Origin of the sequence: Mycolicibacterium brisbanense (assembly GCF_001570425.1) — a bacterium.
GTDB classification, from domain to species: Bacteria; Actinomycetota; Actinomycetes; order Mycobacteriales; family Mycobacteriaceae; genus Mycobacterium; species Mycobacterium brisbanense.
The window spans coordinates 239,636-257,142 of the sequence record NZ_BCSX01000053.1; the positions used below are offsets into that span (position 1 = coordinate 239,636).

The window sequence follows — 17,507 nt, forward strand, 5'->3', positions numbered from 1 at the left end:
GAGTGGTCCGGGTCGGTGAGCGCACACCGGGGTGGCCCAAATCACGTAAGGCTACCCTTGCTAGAACCGCTGGCCGAATTCCGTCACAATGGTGTTGTGAAAATCCGCTCGGACGCTGCGCGCAAGGCTGGGGTCGGTTCGCCGGCCCCTGTCGGTGTTGCCGGTGTGACCGCTGCGGACAGTCTGGCCGCCGCTGACGTCGTGCCCGTGTCCGACGGCCAGACCCGCCGCGCCATCATCCAGCTGCTACTCCAGGGTCCCACCACCGCGGGCCAGATCGGCGAGCGGCTCGGCATCTCGGCTGCAGGGGTGCGCCGCCACCTCGACGCTCTCATCGACGCCGGTGATGCGCAGGCCAGCGCCGCGGCGCCGTGGCAGCACAACGGCAGGGGCAGGCCCGCCAAGCGTTACCAGCTGACGTCGGCCGGGCGGGCCAAGCTCGGACACACCTACGACGATCTGGCGGTCGCCGCCATCCGGCAGCTGCGCGAGATCGGTGGCAAGGACGCGGTCCGGACGTTCGCCCGGCGCCGCATCGACACCATCCTTGCCGGGGTCGGCGCAAGCTCCGGCGATGTGGCCGAAACCGCCGACCGCGTGGCCGCAGCGATGACCAAGGCCGGCTATGCGACCACGACCAATCCGGTGAGTGGGCCGGTGCGGGGCGTGCAGATCTGCCAGCACCACTGCCCGGTGTCGCACGTCGCGGAGGAATTTCCCGAACTGTGCGAGACCGAGCGCGAGGCGTTCGCCGAAATCCTGGGCACCCATGTCCAGCGGCTGGCCACCATCGTCAACGGTGACTGCGCCTGCACCACCCACGTTCCACTCGACACCGACAATTCGTCCGATGTTCGGAGCGCGGCCCACGCCCGAACCGCCATCACCAACAATCAAGGAGCGTCGACATGACCATCACGCCCGATACGCCACTGACCCAGGAAGAGGCCATCGCGTCGCTGGGGAAGTACGGCTACGGCTGGTCGGATTCCGATGCCGCGGGTGCCAGTGCGCAACGCGGCCTGTCCGAGGCCGTCGTGCGTGACATCTCGGCGAAGAAGAACGAGCCGGAATGGATGCTGGAGAGCCGGCTGAAGGCGCTGCGCACGTTCGACAAGAAGCCCATGCCGCACTGGGGTTCGAACCTTGACGGCATCGACTTCGACAACATCAAGTACTTCGTGCGGTCCACCGAGAAGCAGGCCGCGTCCTGGGAGGAACTGCCCGAGGACATCCGCAACACCTACGACCGCCTCGGCATCCCGGAGGCGGAGAAGCAGCGGCTCGTTGCCGGTGTGGCGGCGCAGTACGAGTCCGAGGTCGTCTACCACCAGATCCGCGAAGACCTTGAGGCACAAGGCGTCATCTTCCTGGACACCGACTCGGGCCTGCGGGAGCACCCGGAGATCTTCAAGCAGTACTTCGGCACCGTGATCCCGGCCGGGGACAACAAGTTCTCCGCGCTGAACACCGCGGTGTGGTCGGGCGGATCGTTCATCTACGTGCCGCCGGGCGTGCACGTCGACATCCCGCTGCAGGCGTACTTCCGGATCAACACCGAGAACATGGGCCAGTTCGAGCGGACGCTGATCATCGCCGACGAGGGCTCCTACGTGCACTACGTCGAGGGCTGCACCGCGCCGATCTACAAGTCGGATTCGCTGCACTCGGCGGTGGTCGAGATCGTCGTGAAGCCCGGTGCGCGGGTTCGCTACACCACGATCCAGAACTGGTCGAACAACGTCTACAACCTGGTCACCAAGCGGGCCCGGGCCGAAGCGGGCGCCACCATGGAGTGGATCGACGGCAACATCGGCTCCAAGGTCACCATGAAGTACCCGGCGGTGTGGATGACCGGTGAGCACGCCAAGGGCGAGGTGCTCTCGGTGGCGTTCGCGGGCGAGGGACAGCACCAGGACACCGGTGCCAAGATGCTGCACCTGGCGCCCAACACGTCGTCCAACATCGTGTCCAAGTCGGTGGCCCGCGGCGGTGGCCGCGCGTCCTACCGCGGCCTGGTCCAGGTGAACAAGGGTGCGCACGGATCGCGCTCCAGCGTGAAATGCGATGCGCTGCTGGTCGACACCATCAGCCGTTCGGACACCTACCCGTACGTCGACATCCGCGAGGACGACGTGACCATGGGCCACGAGGCCACGGTGTCCAAGGTCAGCGAGGACCAGCTGTTCTACCTGATGAGCCGCGGTCTGACCGAGGACGAGGCAATGGCAATGGTGGTGCGTGGCTTCGTCGAGCCCATCGCCAAGGAACTCCCGATGGAATATGCACTTGAGCTCAACCGGCTCATCGAGCTGCAAATGGAAGGCGCGGTCGGCTAGTGGCAGGGCTTACTCAAGCTGTTGAGGGCACCAACAAGGGCGAGATATTCACGTCCTTCGACGTCGATGCCTTCGAGGTACCGCACGGTCGCGACGAGATCTGGCGGTTCACGCCGCTCAAGCGACTTCGCGGTCTGCACAACGGATCCGCACCGGTCACCGGCAGTGCGCTGATCGAGGTTTCCGAGCGTCCCGGCGTCACCGTCGAGACCGTCGAGCGTGGCGATGAGCGGCTCGGCCAGGGTGGTGTGCCCGCGGACCGGGTTGCGGCGCAAGCATTCTCGTCGTTCGGTCACGCCACGGTCGTCACGGTGGGGCGCAACACCCAGGTCGCGGAGCCCATCGAGATCACCGTCACCGGCCCCGGCGAGGGCTCGACGGCCTATGGCCACCTGCAGGTGCGGCTGGACGAGCTCGCCGAGGCGGTCGTGGTGCTCGACCACCGCGGTGGCGGAACCTACGCCGACAACGTCGAATTCGTGGTCGGCGACGCCGCGCAGCTGAAGGTCGTGTCCATCGCCGACTGGGACGACGACACCGTCCACGTCAGCACGCACCACGCGACGCTGGGCAAGGACGCGGTACTGCGGCATTTCGCGGTGACCCTCGGTGGCGACGTCGCGCGGCTGACCGGCCGGGTGCGGTTCACCGCGCCGGGCGGCGACGCCGAACTGCTCGGCCTGTACTTCGCCGACGACGGTCAGCACTTCGAATCGCGGCTGCTCGTCGACCACGCCCAGCCCAACTGCCGGTCGCACGTCACGTACAAGGGTGCGCTGCAAGGGGATCCGCAGTCGGACAAGCCGGACACCCACACCGTGTGGATCGGGGACGTGCTGATCCGCGCCGAAGCCACCGGCACCGACACCTACGAGGTGAACCGGAACCTGGTGCTCACCGACGGCGCACGCGCCGACTCGGTGCCCAACCTGGAGATCGAGACCGGCGAGATCGTCGGCGCCGGGCACGCAAGTGCCACCGGCAGATTCGACGACGAGCAGCTGTTCTACCTGCAGGCCCGCGGTATCCCCGAGGACCAGGCCCGTCGCCTGGTGGTGCGCGGCTTCTTCGGCGAGCTGATCCAGAAGATCTCCGTCCCCGCGGTCCGGGAGCGCCTCACCGCAGCCATCGAACACGAACTTGAGCTAACCGAAGGAATCACGCACGCATGAGCACTCTGGAAATCAAGGACCTCCACGTCAGTGTGGCCGCGACCGACGCCGCCGAGGAGATCCCCATCCTCAAGGGCGTCGACCTCACCGTGAAATCGGGGGAGACCCACGCGGTGATGGGTCCCAACGGTTCGGGTAAGTCGACGCTGTCCTACGCCATCGCGGGGCATCCGAAGTACGTCGTGACGTCCGGGTCGATTACCCTCGACGGCCAGGACGTGCTCGAGATGAGCATCGACGAAAGAGCGCGTGCGGGTCTGTTTTTGGCGATGCAGTACCCGGTCGAGGTGCCCGGGGTGTCCATGTCGAACTTCCTGCGCACCGCAGCGACCGCCGTTCGCGGCGAGGCGCCGAAGCTGCGGCACTGGGTCAAGGAAGTCAAGTCCGCGATGAGCGACCTGGAGATCGATCCGGCGTTCGGCGAACGCAGCGTCAACGAGGGCTTCTCGGGTGGTGAGAAGAAGCGGCACGAGATCCTGCAGCTGAGCCTGCTCAAGCCCAAGATCGCGATCCTCGACGAGACCGATTCGGGCCTCGACGTCGACGCGCTGCGGGTCGTCAGCGAGGGCGTCAACCGCTACGCCGAGGAAACCCACGGCGGCATCCTGCTCATCACCCACTACACCCGGATCCTGCGCTACATCCAGCCGCAGTTCGTGCACGTGTTCGTCGGCGGGCGCATCGTGGAATCCGGTGGGCCCGAACTTGCCGACGAACTGGAAGAGAACGGATACGTGCGCTTCACCCAAGCCGTAGGCGCCTGATCATGGCGCGGACGTGAGGAGCAGGACTATGACTGCCGCCTCGGTCGACTTGGACGTCACCCGGATCCGTGCGGATTTCCCGATCCTGTCTCGGGTGATGCGCGGTGGGAGCCAGTTGGCCTACCTGGATTCCGGGGCGACGTCGCAGAAGCCGTTGCAGGTGCTCGACGCCGAACGGGACTTCCTGATCACCTCCAACGGGGCCGTGCACCGCGGTGCGCACCAGTTGATGGAAGAGTCGACCGACGCCTACGAGCAGGGCCGCGCCGACATCGCGGCCTTCGTCGGAGCCGAGCCCGACGAACTGGTCTTCACCAAGAACGCGACCGAGTCCCTCAACCTGGTGGCGTATGTGCTGGGGGACAAGCGGTTCGACCGCGCTGTCGGCCCGGGCGACGTGATCGTCACGACCGAACTGGAGCACCACGCCAACCTGATTCCGTGGCAGGAGCTCGCGCAGCGCACCGGAGCGACCCTGAAGTGGTACTCGGTCACCGATGACGGCCGTATCGACCTGGACTCGCTCGAACTCGACGAGCGCGTGAAAGTGGTGGCGTTCAGCCATCATTCGAATGTGACGGGGGCCATCGCCCCGGTGGCCGAACTGGTGTCGCGGGCCAAGGCGGTCGGGGCCCTGACGGTGCTCGATGCCTGCCAGTCGGCGCCGCACCAGCCTGTCGACTTCCATGCGCTCGACGTCGACTTCGCCGCGTTCTCCGGGCACAAGATGCTGGGGCCCACCGGAATCGGTGTGCTCTACGGCCGCTCGGAACTGTTGAACGCGATGCCGCCCTTCATCACCGGCGGTTCGATGATCGAGACCGTCACGATGGAGAAGACCACCTACGCGCCTGCGCCACAGCGGTTCGAGGCCGGCACGCCGATGACCTCCCAGGTTGTCGGATTGGCCGCTGCCGCACGGTATCTGACGGCCATCGGGATGCCCGCCGTCGAGGCGCACGAGGCCGAACTGGTGGCCGCCGCCTTGGAAGGCTTGGCGGGGCTACCCAATATCCGCGTGATCGGGCCGACGACCATGCAGCACCGTGGGTCGCCGGTGAGCTTCGTCGTCGACGGCATCCATGCCCACGATGTCGGTCAGTTCCTCGATGACGACGGCGTCGCCGTGCGCGTCGGGCATCACTGCGCGTGGCCGTTGCACCGGCGGTTCGGCATCGCCGCGACCGCACGCGCCTCGTTCGCGGTGTACAACACGCTCGACGAGGTGGACCGCCTGGTGGCAGGGGTCAGACGTGCTGTGGAGTTCTTCGCATGAGAATGGAACAGATGTACCAGGATGTCATCCTGGACCACTACAAACATCCGCACCACCGCGGACTGCGCGAGCCGTTCGCGGCCGAGGTGCATCACGTCAACCCGACGTGCGGGGACGAGGTGACGCTGCGGGTGGCCCTGTCCGACGACGGTGACACCATCGCCGATATCTCGTATGACGGGCAGGGCTGCTCGATCAGTCAGGCGTCCACTTCGGTGCTCACCGATCAGGTGATCGGGCAGAGCGTCGGCGATGCCCTCGACACGGTCGCGGCGTTCACCGAGATGATCTCCTCCCGCGGCAATGTCGAGGGGGACGAGGATGTGATCGGTGACGGCATCGCGTTCGCCGGGGTCGCCAAATACCCGGCACGGGTGAAATGCGCGTTGCTGGGTTGGACAGCTTTCAAGGCCGCGCTTGCCGAGGCCAACGATTCGCACAGGGAGACGGCATGACCGACACCACCAATGAGGAATTCCTCGCCGATCTCGAAGAGGCCATGCGCGACGTGGTCGATCCCGAGCTGGGAATCAACGTCGTCGACCTCGGTCTGGTGTATGGATTGAACGTCGAAAAGGCGGATTCCGGCACCGTGGCACTGATCGACATGACCCTGACATCGGCGGCGTGCCCGCTGACCGATGTGATCGAGGATCAGTCGCGGACCGCGCTCGTCGGCGCCGGGCTGGTCGACGAACTCCGCATCAACTGGGTGTGGAATCCGCCGTGGGGCCCGGACAAGATCACCGACGACGGTCGCGAACAACTGCGGGCTCTCGGTTTCACCGTCTAGCCGCCCTGGCCCCGTCACAATGACGGTGTGCTGACGGTCCCGGCCTTCGTATGGCGAGGTGGTTTCCTCTACCGCGCCGCGATCATCGGAGGCAGTGTCGGGCTGTGCCTTGCCGTCCTGGCCTTGCTCGACTCCGGATTCTGGATCGCAGGCGTCGCCGTGTTCGTGATCATGGGCATCTTCTTCGGGATATGGATGCCGCGGCGCATGGCGCGGTACTGGCCGGCCGCCAAGCAACTCGGCGGTGCCGACCGGGTTGCGGTGGCGACTGCGGCCCGGAACGGTGAGCGGATCGGCGATCCCCGACTGATGCCCGTTGCGCTCGACTATCGCAGCGGTATGCATGCCGCAGCCGAAGACACACGGCCGCTGAGGTGGCTGCTTCCGGTGGTCCTTGTCGTCGCGGCGGCCACCGCGGCCTGGGATGCGGTGTTCGGTTCGTGGGGCAACGCCGTGGCCTCGGTGATCTATCTCGTGGCCTTGCTGGTCGAAATGTTCTGGTGGCCGAAGCGCAGGCAACAATTGCTCGCCAATGTCGACCGCGCCTGTGGATAACTTCTGATCCTGAGCCGTTCTTGTCGGCTGTCCTCGTTAGCTTTCGGCCAGACGGGTCCGATGGCGGGCCCACAGGTTTGGAAGGCATCGAAATGAACACTGACGTCGAGCGGTTGCGGGCTGCGTGCGAACGCGATCTCGGCGATCCGGCCGATTGGCCGGGTCCATTCGGATATCCAGATGCGTTGGCGCTGTGCATCATTGACGCGATCTACGTGACCGGGACGCGCCACCTGACAGTCGAGAAGGTGGTTGAGCGCTACCGCGCCTACCGGGCGGCCCAGGGCGGCAACGCCGACACCGATGGCGCGCCGGAACTCCTCGCGAATGTCGAGGAGCTCGGCGGTCCGCTGCAGTGGGCAGCCGCGATCGGCAATCGCCGTCCGACGTCGACGGCCAAGGGAGCGCCGCTGCGGTCAGCAGCGCTCGTCGAGGTCTCACAGGCGCTCGTCGACCTAGGGGTTCGCACCACCGCGGATCTACGTGCCGTCGTCGAGGACGATGGGCGTGGCGCTCAGGCCAAGGCGGCGTGGTGTGCGGTGCCGGGGCAGCGGTCAGGTTTCACGTGGCGTTATCTCGTGCTCCTCGCGCAACAGCCCGGGGTCACCGCGGATCCGGGCGTCGCCGGTTACGTGTATCGCGAACTCGGTGCGGCGCACGGCGATGACGTGGCTGCGCTCCTGCAGGCCGTAGCTGACGAAGCCGGCTGGGATGCCACGGCGTTGCACCATGCGATCTGGCGGTTCGAGTCGGCACGCCCGGGCCGGCGCGAGCTGCCGTCCACCGCTTAGGCCGTTCGTCCTGGCGAAAGTTCGTCGTGCGCGGCAGTTGTCTGACTAAAGTCAGAGATATGTCCGTGGAGATGGTCGCGCAGGTCCGTAGGTTCAACCGGGTCGTCACCCGCAGCGCGGGAGTGCTCAACGAGAACTTCCTGGCCAGCGGGCGATCCCTCGGACAAGACCGGCTGCTGTGGGAGATCGGGACGGGCGGATGCGACGTGCGGGACCTGCGGGAGCGGCTCGGGTTGGATTCGGGTTACCTGAGCCGGCTCCTGCGGGCTCTGCAGCGGGAAGGGCTTGTCACGGTTGCGCCCAGTGACGCAGACGGGCGCGTGCGTACCGCGCAGCTCACCGACGCCGGGCGCCGGGAGCTCGACAGGCTCAACGAGCACTCCGACGATGCGGCAGCCGCCGTGCTGCGGACACTGACCGACAGTCAGCAGGACCGGCTGGTGACGGCGATGGCCCAGGTCGAGAGGCTACTCACGCTGTCAGCGGTCCAGGTCGACGTGTGCGACCCGGGGCATCCCGACGCTCGGTACTGTCTGGCGACCTATTACGCCGAACTGGCCGAGCGGTTCACCGGCGGCTACGACCCGGCGGTCAGTCCGGTCGCCGACGCCGAGATGACGCCGCCGGCGGGGTTGCTGCTCGTCGCCTCGCTGCACGGCAGGCCGGTGGGGTGCGGTGCGGTGATCTGGTATCCGGACGCGGTCGCGCTGGTCAAGCGGATGTGGGTCGCTCCGAGCGCCCGCGGCCTGGGCTTGGGCCGGCGCATCCTCACGGCCCTGGAGTCACACGCCCAGGCTCACGGCGCCCGGCTCATGCGGCTGGACACCAACGCGGTGTTGATCGAGGCGCAGCGGATGTACCGCAGCTGCGGATATCGGGAAGTCGAACCGTTCAGCGGCGAGGTCTACGCCGATCACTGGTTCGAGAAGCCGCTACCCACCCAGGCTCGCGGTGAGTAAAACGGAATCCCCGCGCGCCACCCGATGTTGGTTCGGCATGTGAATCAGCCACACCCAGAGTTGTTCAGCCCGATCACCGTCGGGTCCCTGACCGTCCCCAACCGGTTTGCCATGGCCCCGATGACCCGTCGCGCGTCGCCGGAAGGCGTCCCGGGGCCCGACGTCGCGGCGTACTACGCGCGCCGCGCCGCCGGCGGGGTCGGCTTGATCATCACCGAGGGCGTGCGGTTGCCCGATCCCGTGGCCGGCTGGCCGTTCAACATCCCGACCCTGGCCGGTCCGGAGGTGCTGGCCGGCTGGCGAGCGGTCACCGACGCCGTACACGCTCACGGCTCAACCATCGCCGCCCAGCTGTGGCATCAAGGCGCTGAGCGCGATGACCGTGACGGGCTCGTCCCGGTCAGTCCGTCAGGCATCAACTCCCTCGGCGAGGCCAAAGGGCGCGCCTTGCGCGCCGACGAACTGGCCGGCGTGGCCGCCGGTTTCGCCGAGGCGGCCCGCAACGCGAAGAATGCCGGGTTCGACGCCGTCGAGCTGCACGGTGCGCACGGCTATCTTCTCGACGAATTCCTGTGGGAGAGAACAAATCAGCGCACCGACGGGTACGGCGGCTCGATCGTCGCGCGCACCCGGTTCCCGGTCGAGGTGATCACCGCGGTACGCGACGCTGTCGGTCCGGAGTTCCCGATCATCTATCGGTTCTCGCAGTGGAAGGCCAACGCCTACGACGCACACATTGCCGCCGACCCGGCTGAGTTGGAGGCGGTGTTGACACCGCTGGTGAACGCGGGCGTGGACATCCTGCACCCGTCGACCCGCAGGCATTACGTGCCGGCGTTCCCGGGCTCCACGCGCAGCCTCGCGGGCTGGGTCAAGCAGATCACCGGCATCCCGGTCATCGGCGTAGGCTCCGTGGGGCTGGCCACCGAATTCAAGCCAGGCCGGGCCGATGGAGATGTGATCACCCCGGCTCCGGTGGACCGGGTGCTCGAGCAGTTCGCCGCAGGCGAGTTCGACATCGTGGCCATCGGGCGGGCGTTGCTGGCCGACCCGGGCTGGGTGAACCGGTTGCGCGACGACACGCTCGACGGCTTCGGCGGCTACCACGCTGAAACCGCACTGGCCGGCTTGCATTGACCATAGGCTGGGAACAGCCCGCCGCACCGCAACGTTAGGAAAGTCGTGAGCACGCAAGACATCACCGCAGAACAGTTCAACGCCACCATTGCCGACAACGAGATCGTGCTGGTGGACTTCTGGGCGTCGTGGTGCGGGCCGTGTCGTGCGTTCGCGCCGACCTTCAAGGCCGCATCGGAGAAGCACCCCGACGTGGTATTCGCCAAGGTCGACACCGAGGCCGAGCAATCACTGGCGGCCGCTGCCGAGATCCGGTCCATCCCGACGCTGATGGCCTTCAAGAAGGGCAAGCTGGTGTTCAACCAGGCCGGCGCTCTGCCGCCCGCAGCACTCGAGGACCTGGTACAGAAGGTCAAGGATTTCGACGTCGACGCTGCGATCGCCGCGCAAGGCGACGGCAAGCAGGTCTGACCCGATCTGATCCGGGGTTGCTGCGCGCCCAGGCGGCCGGGCACGCGATAGCGTGCTGTGCGTGACAGAGCCCAATCAGTTCGTCCTTATCGACCATCCGCGGCCGGGTGTCGCCCTGGTGACCTTGAACCGGCCCGAGCGGATGAACTCGATGGCGTTCGACGTCATGGTTCCGCTCAGGCAGACGCTCGAAGAGCTCCGCTATGACAACTCGGTGCGGGTCGTGGTCCTGACCGGCGCCGGGCGGGGGTTCTCTTCGGGTGCTGACCACAAGTCCGCCGGGTCGGTACCGCACGTGGAAGGCCTGACCAGGCCTACGTTCGCGCTGCGGTCGATGGAAGTACTCGACGAGGTCATTCTCGGGCTGCGGCGGCTGCATCAGCCCGTCATCGCGGCGGTGAACGGGGCTGCGATCGGTGGGGGTCTGTGTCTGGCGCTGGCCTGCGACATCCGAGTGGCCGCCGAGGGCGCGTACTTCCGCGCGGCCGGTATCAACAACGGGCTGACTGCCAGTGAGTTGGGCCTCTCCTATCTGCTGCCCCGGGCCATAGGCGCTTCGCGGGCCTTCGAGATCATGCTGACCGGCCGCGACGTCGACGCCGAGGAGGCCCAGCGCATCGGTCTGGTGTCGCGGTCGGTTCCCGGGGACGACCTGCTGGAAGCCTGTTACACGATGGCCGAGGGCATGGCGGCGTTCTCCAGGCCGGGAATCGAGTTGACCAAGCGGACACTTTGGAGTGGACTGGACGCCGCTAGCCTTGAGGGGCATATGCAGGCCGAAGGCCTCGGGCAACTCTTCGTGCGCCTGCTCACCGCGAACTTCGAGGAAGCGGTGGCTGCGCGTGTGGAGGGTCGCCCTGCGGTGTTCACCGACGAGCGCTGACGAGCACGGACGAGCGCTTGCGCGAGGAACCGATAAACACCGACGACACATGAGACGACAGGCAGGGAGGCAGTAGCGTGATCACCGCAACGGACCTGGAGGTCCGCGCCGGCGCGCGCACACTGCTGTCCATCGAAGGTTCGGCGCTGCGGATCCAGCCTGGCGACCGGATCGGTTTGGTCGGCCGCAACGGCGCGGGCAAGACCACCACCATGCGGATTCTCGCCGGTGAGGGCGAGCCGTATGCCGGCACCGTCACCCGTACCGGCGAAATCGGGTACCTGCCACAGGATCCCCGGGAAGGCAACCTCGACGTACTGGCGCGTGACCGGGTCCTCTCGGCGCGTGGCCTGGACACCTTGCTGGCCGATCTGGAGAAGCAGCAGGCGCTGATGGCCGAGGTGGCCGACGACGCCGCCCGGGACAAGGCGGTGCGGAAGTACGGTCAGCTGGAAGAGCGCTTCGCCGCACTCGGTGGATATGCGGCCGAGAGCGAAGCGGGTCGTATCTGCGCGAGCCTGGCGTTGCCCGACCGTATCCTGACCCAGCCGCTGCGGACTCTCTCGGGTGGTCAGCGCCGCCGGGTGGAGCTGGCCCGCATTCTGTTCGCGGCGTCTGACACGGGTTCGGGTTCGGCCACCACGTTGCTGCTGGACGAACCCACCAACCACCTCGACGCCGACTCGATCGGGTGGCTGCGGACCTTCCTGCAGAACCATTCCGGTGGCCTGGTGGTCATCAGCCACAACGTCGAGCTGCTGGCCGACGTCGTCAACCGCGTGTGGTTCCTGGACGCGGTGCGCGGCGAGGCCGATGTCTACAACATGGGCTGGCAGAAATACCTCGACGCCCGCGCGACCGATGAGCAGCGCCGCCGTCGGGAACGTGCCAACGCGGAGAAGAAGGCAGGCGCTTTGCGTGCCCAGGCCGCCAAGATGGGCGCCAAGGCCACGAAAGCCGTTGCCGCGCAGAACATGTTGCGTCGAGCCGAGCGGATGATCGCCGAGCTGGACGCCGAACGGGTTGCCGACAAGGTGGCCCGGATCAAATTTCCGAGCCCGGCGCCGTGTGGCAAGACGCCGCTGGTGGCCAAGGGGCTGACCAAGACCTACGGGTCGCTGGAGATCTTCACCGGTGTCGACCTGGCCATCGACCGCGGATCGCGGGTGGTGGTGCTCGGACTCAACGGTGCGGGCAAGACGACCCTGCTGCGTCTGCTGGCGGGGGCGGAAACACCCGATGCGGGCGTGCTCGAGCCGGGCCACGGACTCAAACTCGGCTACTTCGCACAGGAACACGACACCCTCGACGATCACGCCACGGTGTGGGAGAACATCCGGCACGCGGCGCCGGACACGGGGGAGCAGGATCTGCGAGGTCTGTTGGGCGCCTTCATGTTCACCGGCCCGCAGCTCGAGCAGCCGGCCGGAACGCTGTCCGGCGGCGAGAAGACCCGCCTGGCGCTGGCCGGCCTGGTCGCCTCGACCGCCAATGTGCTGCTGCTCGATGAGCCGACCAACAACCTCGACCCGGCGTCGCGGGAGCAGGTGCTCGATGCGTTGCGCAGTTATCAGGGCGCGGTGGTGTTGGTCACCCACGATCCTGGCGCGGCCGAGGCGCTCGACCCGCAGCGCGTGGTGCTGCTGCCCGACGGTACCGAGGATTTCTGGTCGGCGGAGTACCGCGACCTCATCGAGCTGGCGTGAGTTTCTTGCACTCGCCAAAACTGGATTTACGCCAAATCCTAAGACGTTGGCCAATTTCGCCCGCCGACGTGTGAGCTGTTTCTAGTCTGGGTAACCGTCGGGACATCCACAGCGGGGAGATGTCGATGAAGGAAACCAACAAGACCCGGGACGAATTGCTGACCGAGTTGCGTAGCGCCTACGAGAGGGGCGCCAGCATCCGCTCGCTGGTTGCGACGACCGGTCGGTCTTACGGTTCGATACACAGCCTGCTGCGCGAATCGGGCACCACCATGCGCAGCAGGGGTGGGCCCAATCACCGCACCCGAGCCCGGGCCTGAGCGCAGAGCCGTTGCGGCGCAGCCGGTTTCAGTGATCGGCTGAAGGCGGGCGTTGTTGCCGCACCGACGCTTCCACGAGGTCGAGGACCGCACTGAGATTTTTGGGGTCCTCGCCGGAGGCCAGCCGCGCCACCAGGCCGTCGAGCACCAGGTCCAGGTAGATGTGCAGAACCGCGCTCGGGACGTCGTCACGCAGCCGTCCGGCTTGCTTCTGCCGCCGCAACCGTTCAGTGGTGGCGGCGGACAGCTCGGCCGACCGTTCTGCCCAGCCCTGGTGAAATGCCGGGTCGTTACGTAGCTTTCGGGCGATCTCCAGCCGCGTGGCGAGCCAGTCGAACTGCTCGGGCGCGGCCAGCATGTTACGCATCACCTGGATCAGGCCCTCGCGGGCGGCCACGTCGGCCATCCGCTCGGCGTCCTCGCGGGCCAGTTCGAAGAACAAGGTGTCCTTGTCCTTGAAGTGATGGAAGATTGCGCCGCGCGACAGCCCGATGGTCTGTTCGAGCCGCCGCACGGTCGCACTCTCGTACCCGTACTGAGCGAAGCAGCGCCGGGCGCCGTCGAGAATCTGGCGGCGGCGAGCTGCCAGATGGTCGTCGGTCACCCGGGGCACTGGTTCACTCCTCGCACAGGCGCCTGTCCTAGCGCCATAGCTGATTTGGTTGTCCCGGCCAGGACTACTTCGACTTCAGCATGTTGCGCAGCACGTACTGCAGGATGCCGCCGTTGCGGTAGTAGTCCGCCTCACCGGGCGTGTCGATGCGCACGACGGCGTCGAATTCGACCTTCGAGCCGTCGTCCTTGGTGGCCGTCACGTGCACGGTCTTCGGCGTCTTGCCCTCGTTGAGCGCTTCGATGCCGGTGATGTCGTAGACCTCGGTGCCGTCCAGCTTCAGGCTGGCCGCCGACTCGCCCGCCGGGAACTGCAGCGGGATGACGCCCATGCCGATCAGGTTGGAGCGGTGGATGCGCTCGAAGGATTCGGTGATGACGGCCTTGACGCCGAGCAGCACCGTGCCCTTGGCCGCCCAGTCACGCGACGAGCCGGAGCCATACTCCTTGCCGCCCAAGACGACCAGCGGGATGCCGGCGTTCTTGTAGTTGACCGACGCGTCGTAGATGAACGCCTGCGGGCCACCCGGCTGGGTGAAGTCACGCGTGTAACCGCCGGAGACATCGTCGAGCAGCTGGTTGCGCAGCCGGATGTTGGCGAAGGTGCCGCGGATCATCACCTCGTGGTTGCCGCGTCGGGAGCCCAGCGAGTTGTAGTCCTTGCGCTCAACGCCATTGGCATCGAGGTACTGGGCCGCCGGGGTGCCCGGCTTGATCGAGCCGGCCGGGCTGATGTGGTCGGTGGTCACCGAATCACCCAGCAGGGCAAGGACTCTGGCACCCTTGATGTCGCTTACCGGCTCAGGCTCGGCCGGCATGCCGTCGAAGTACGGGGCCTTGCGCACGTAGGTCGAAGCGTCGTCCCACGCGAAGGTGTCGCCCTCCGGGGTGGCCAGCGAGCGCCAGCGGTCGTCGCCCTTGAACACGTCGGCGTAGGAGTCGGTGAACATTTCCCGGTTGATCGACGACGCGATGGTCTCCTCGATTTCCTGGGCCGACGGCCAGATGTCCTTGAGGAAGACGTCGTTTCCGTCCTGGTCCTGGCCCAGCGGGTCGGTCTCGAAGTCGAAGTCCATGGTGCCGGCGATGCCGTAGGCGATCACCAGCGGCGGGGACGCCAGGTAGTTCATCTTGACGTCGGGGGAGATGCGGCCCTCGAAGTTGCGGTTACCGGAGAGCACCGCGGTCACCGACAAGTCGTTGTCGTTGATGGCCTTGGAGATCTCGTCGGGCAGCGGCCCGGTGTTGCCGATGCACGTGGTGCAGCCGTAGCCGCCGAGGAAGTAACCGAGCTTCTCCAGGTACGGCCACAGACCGGCCTTGTTGTAGTAGTCGGTGACCACCTGGGATCCCGGCGCCATGTTGGTCTTCACCCACGGCTTGGTGGTCAGGCCCTTCTCGACGGCCTTCTTGGCGAGCAGGGCCGCACCCAACATCACCGACGGGTTGGAGGTGTTGGTGCACGAGGTGATGCCCGCGACCACCACGGCGCCGTGGTCGAGCACGAACTCGCCGCGCTCTTCGGACGTGACCGTGATCGGCTTGGAGGGCCGGCCCTCGGAACCGTTGGCCGCCGACGGACGCACGTCCACGGCGCCGTCGTCGGCGAAGGTCAGCTTGGCCGGATCGGAGGCCGGGAACGACTCCTCGATGGCCTCGTCGAGCTTGGTGTGCTCGACCGGCAGGTTCTCCTCGACGTAGTTGTGGATGTCCTTGCGGAACGCGTTCTTGGCGTCCGACAGCTCGATGCGGTCCTGCGGGCGCTTGGGACCCGAGATCGACGGCACGACGGTCGACAGGTCCAGCTCAAGGTATTCGGAGAACGCAGGCTCGTGATCGGGGTTGTGCCACATGCCCTGGGCCTTGGCATAAGCCTCGACGAGCGCGAGCTGCTGCTCGCTGCGCCCGGTCAGCCGCAGGTAGTTGATGGTCTCCTCGTCGATCGGGAAGATCGCTGCGGTGGAACCGAATTCGGGGCTCATGTTGCCCAGGGTGGCGCGGTTGGCCAGCGGCACCTCGGCCACGCCCTTGCCGTAGAACTCGACGAACTTGCCGACCACACCGTGCTTGCGCAGCATGTCGGTGACGGTGAGCACGACGTCGGTGGCGGTGACACCGGGCTTGATCTCACCGGTCAGCTTGAAGCCGACGACGCGGGGGATGAGCATCGAGACGGGCTGGCCCAGCATGGCGGCCTCGGCCTCGATACCGCCGACGCCCCAGCCCAGCACGCCCAGGCCGTTCTCCATGGTGGTGTGGCTGTCGGTGCCCACACAGGTGTCGGGGTAGGCCTTGCCATCACGGACCATGACGACGCGGGCCAGGTACTCGATGTTGACCTGGTGCACGATTCCGGTGCCCGGGGGGACGACCTTGAAGTCGTCGAACGCGCCCTGGCCCCAGCGCAGGAACTGGTAGCGCTCGGAGTTGCGCTCGTATTCGAGTTCGACGTTGCGCTCGAAGGCGCCTGCGTTGCCGAAGACATCGAGGATGACGGAGTGGTCGATGACCATCTCGGCGGGGGAGAGCGGATTGACCTTGTTCGGGTCGCCGCCGAGCGCGGCCACCGCCTCGCGCATGGTGGCCAGGTCGACGATGCACGGCACGCCGGTGAAGTCCTGCATCAGCACACGGGCCGGGGTGAACTGGATCTCGATGCTCGGCTCGGCGGAGGGATCCCAGTTGGCGATGGCCTCGATGTGCTCCTTGGTGATGTTGGCGCCGTCCTCGGTGCGCAACAGGTTCTCGGCGAGCACCTTGAGGCTGTACGGCAGCTTTTCGGTACCGGGTACCGCGTCCAGGCGATAGATCTCGTAGCTCTGGTCCCCGACCGTCAGCGTGTCGCGGGCACCAAATGAGTTAAGGGACGAATTTTCCGTATTCTCGCTGCTCACATCAACTCCCGGCTTGTTCTCGCCCCGACGGGCTGTGTCGGCGGCGTTCCGATGTTAACAGTACGCTTGTCCTGCAATGCGCCGCAGGGCGCGTAACAGTCTTCTCTTGTTGCTTCCCCGGTGCTACCCGGACGTCCGGATTCGGTCATCCGTCCCCGCGGCGGGCGCCACGGCCGTGTCGCTGCTCGGCGACTCAGCGACACGGCGTACCGTGCCCCTGTGACTGGACCGCACGTCATCCCGTTTTTGCCTGCCTTCATCCCGGTCGAAGTGTGCGACACCGTGGGAATGAGCCCGGCGCAACCTGACGGCGTTGCGCAATGCATGGCGGCCGTGCAGGCCGACGTTGCCGACGACGGGGTGAGCGCACCTGCCGCCGACGTGCCGGAGCTTCGCCAGGTGGTCAGCGACGCGCGCCAGGCGGGCGTCGACCTCAAGGTGATCGTGGTGCCGAAGAATCCGTTCATCGACACCCCGCTGCGGGACATCGCCACCGAGGTCGGTCAGGCCAATCCCGGGTCGACAGTGCTGGCCATCAGTCCGTCATTTGCCGGCACCTACAGCGAGTCGATAGATCGCGTCACTTTGGAGGCGGGACAAGACGTTGCCAAGACGGGCAACCCGGTGCAGTCGGCACGGAATTTCGTCGATCAGATAACGACTCCGATTTTCCCGTGGACAACCCTGACGATCGTGTTGACGCTAGGGGTGGCCGCAGCCGCCGTCATCACCCGCGTCCTGCAGGTTCGTGGCAAACGCGCCGCGGCGTCGGGCGCCCCGACGGCCCCCGAACGTGAGTCCGCCGATCCATCGAACATTAGTTCGTAAATTCCTCGAATATCACTAAACGGTCACACTATTCGCAATTACATATCTGTAATTTGTGACTAAAGTT

General features: G+C 66.5%; 18 protein-coding genes. 16 read left to right on the top strand and 2 right to left on the bottom strand.

From position 1 onward, the window contains the following. Window positions 1–165 precede the first annotated feature (165 nt). The 15 genes from RMCB_RS31315 (at window position 166) to RMCB_RS31385 (ending at window position 13,106) form a co-directional block, all read left to right on the top strand. Window positions 166–912 carry a helix-turn-helix transcriptional regulator gene (locus RMCB_RS31315; protein WP_234792310.1) on the top strand — a complete coding sequence of 249 codons (747 nt, stop codon included), beginning with the start codon at window positions 166–168 and terminating at the stop codon, window positions 910–912. Then, on the top strand, window positions 909–2,339 hold the full coding sequence (gene sufB, locus RMCB_RS31320) for a Fe-S cluster assembly protein SufB (RefSeq protein ID WP_029371227.1): 1,431 nt from the start codon (window positions 909–911) through the stop codon (window positions 2,337–2,339). Before RMCB_RS31315 ends, sufB begins: the two co-directional genes overlap by 4 nt. After that, window positions 2,339–3,511: a Fe-S cluster assembly protein SufD gene (sufD, locus tag RMCB_RS31325; RefSeq protein WP_062831850.1), complete on the top strand. Its 1,173-nt coding sequence runs from the start codon at window positions 2,339–2,341 to the stop codon at window positions 3,509–3,511. Before sufB ends, sufD begins: the two co-directional genes overlap by 1 nt. After that, window positions 3,508–4,275 (top strand): Fe-S cluster assembly ATPase SufC, encoded by a 768-nt coding sequence (sufC, locus tag RMCB_RS31330; RefSeq protein WP_029371230.1) that lies wholly within the window; start codon window positions 3,508–3,510, stop codon window positions 4,273–4,275. Before sufD ends, sufC begins: the two co-directional genes overlap by 4 nt. A 28-nt stretch (window positions 4,276–4,303) precedes the next feature. Then, complete coding sequence (locus tag RMCB_RS31335; protein WP_062831851.1) at window positions 4,304–5,551, top strand: cysteine desulfurase; 1,248 nt, start codon at window positions 4,304–4,306, stop codon at window positions 5,549–5,551. Then, on the top strand, window positions 5,548–6,006 hold the full coding sequence (gene sufU / locus RMCB_RS31340; protein WP_062831852.1) for a Fe-S cluster assembly sulfur transfer protein SufU: 459 nt from the start codon (window positions 5,548–5,550) through the stop codon (window positions 6,004–6,006). The genes RMCB_RS31335 and sufU overlap by 4 nt, the downstream gene beginning before the upstream one ends. Further along, window positions 6,003–6,344: a metal-sulfur cluster assembly factor gene (locus RMCB_RS31345; protein WP_029371236.1), complete on the top strand. Its 342-nt coding sequence runs from the start codon at window positions 6,003–6,005 to the stop codon at window positions 6,342–6,344. Before sufU ends, RMCB_RS31345 begins: the two co-directional genes overlap by 4 nt. A 27-nt stretch (window positions 6,345–6,371) precedes the next feature. Next, the gene (locus RMCB_RS31350; RefSeq protein WP_062831853.1) at window positions 6,372–6,899 is read left to right on the top strand and encodes a hypothetical protein; all 528 of its coding nucleotides are present in this window, start codon (window positions 6,372–6,374) and stop codon (window positions 6,897–6,899) included. 92 nt (window positions 6,900–6,991) lie between these two features. After that, the gene (locus RMCB_RS31355) at window positions 6,992–7,690 is read left to right on the top strand and encodes a DUF8548 family protein (protein ID WP_062831854.1); all 699 of its coding nucleotides are present in this window, start codon (window positions 6,992–6,994) and stop codon (window positions 7,688–7,690) included. Window positions 7,691–7,749: 59 nt separating this feature from the next. Continuing rightward, window positions 7,750–8,649, top strand: coding sequence for a bifunctional helix-turn-helix transcriptional regulator/GNAT family N-acetyltransferase (locus RMCB_RS31360; RefSeq protein ID WP_062831855.1), 900 nt, complete (start codon window positions 7,750–7,752; stop codon window positions 8,647–8,649). 39 nt (window positions 8,650–8,688) lie between these two features. Beyond that, on the top strand, window positions 8,689–9,786 hold the full coding sequence (locus RMCB_RS31365; RefSeq protein ID WP_407662159.1) for an oxidoreductase: 1,098 nt from the start codon (window positions 8,689–8,691) through the stop codon (window positions 9,784–9,786). A 45-nt stretch (window positions 9,787–9,831) separates the two neighbouring features. Continuing rightward, window positions 9,832–10,197: a thioredoxin gene (gene trxA / locus RMCB_RS31370; protein WP_029371246.1), complete on the top strand. Its 366-nt coding sequence runs from the start codon at window positions 9,832–9,834 to the stop codon at window positions 10,195–10,197. 52 nt (window positions 10,198–10,249) lie between these two features. Further along, window positions 10,250–11,080 carry an enoyl-CoA hydratase gene (locus RMCB_RS31375; protein WP_062831857.1) on the top strand — a complete coding sequence of 277 codons (831 nt, stop codon included), beginning with the start codon at window positions 10,250–10,252 and terminating at the stop codon, window positions 11,078–11,080. A 77-nt stretch (window positions 11,081–11,157) separates the two neighbouring features. Then, on the top strand, window positions 11,158–12,786 hold the full coding sequence (locus RMCB_RS31380; protein ID WP_062831858.1) for an ABC-F family ATP-binding cassette domain-containing protein: 1,629 nt from the start codon (window positions 11,158–11,160) through the stop codon (window positions 12,784–12,786). Between the two features lie 125 nt (window positions 12,787–12,911). Continuing rightward, window positions 12,912–13,106: a helix-turn-helix domain-containing protein gene (locus RMCB_RS31385; RefSeq protein WP_029371250.1), complete on the top strand. Its 195-nt coding sequence runs from the start codon at window positions 12,912–12,914 to the stop codon at window positions 13,104–13,106. Between the two features lie 28 nt (window positions 13,107–13,134). Here the strand turns inward: RMCB_RS31385 and RMCB_RS31390 are convergent, their stop codons facing one another. Both RMCB_RS31390 and RMCB_RS31395 read right to left on the bottom strand, forming a co-directional pair. Then, window positions 13,135–13,719 carry a TetR/AcrR family transcriptional regulator gene (locus RMCB_RS31390; RefSeq protein WP_062831859.1) on the bottom strand — a complete coding sequence of 195 codons (585 nt, stop codon included), beginning with the start codon at window positions 13,717–13,719 and terminating at the stop codon, window positions 13,135–13,137. A 64-nt stretch (window positions 13,720–13,783) separates the two neighbouring features. Then, window positions 13,784–16,612, bottom strand: coding sequence for an aconitate hydratase (locus RMCB_RS31395; RefSeq protein WP_029371254.1), 2,829 nt, complete (start codon window positions 16,610–16,612; stop codon window positions 13,784–13,786). A gap of 219 nt (window positions 16,613–16,831) precedes the next feature. On the opposite strand from RMCB_RS31395, the gene RMCB_RS31400 reads away from it, so the two are divergent. After that, a complete protein-coding gene (locus RMCB_RS31400; protein ID WP_029371255.1) occupies window positions 16,832–17,440 on the top strand; it encodes an Rv1476 family membrane protein in 609 nt (202 codons plus the stop codon). Window positions 17,441–17,507 lie beyond the last annotated feature (67 nt).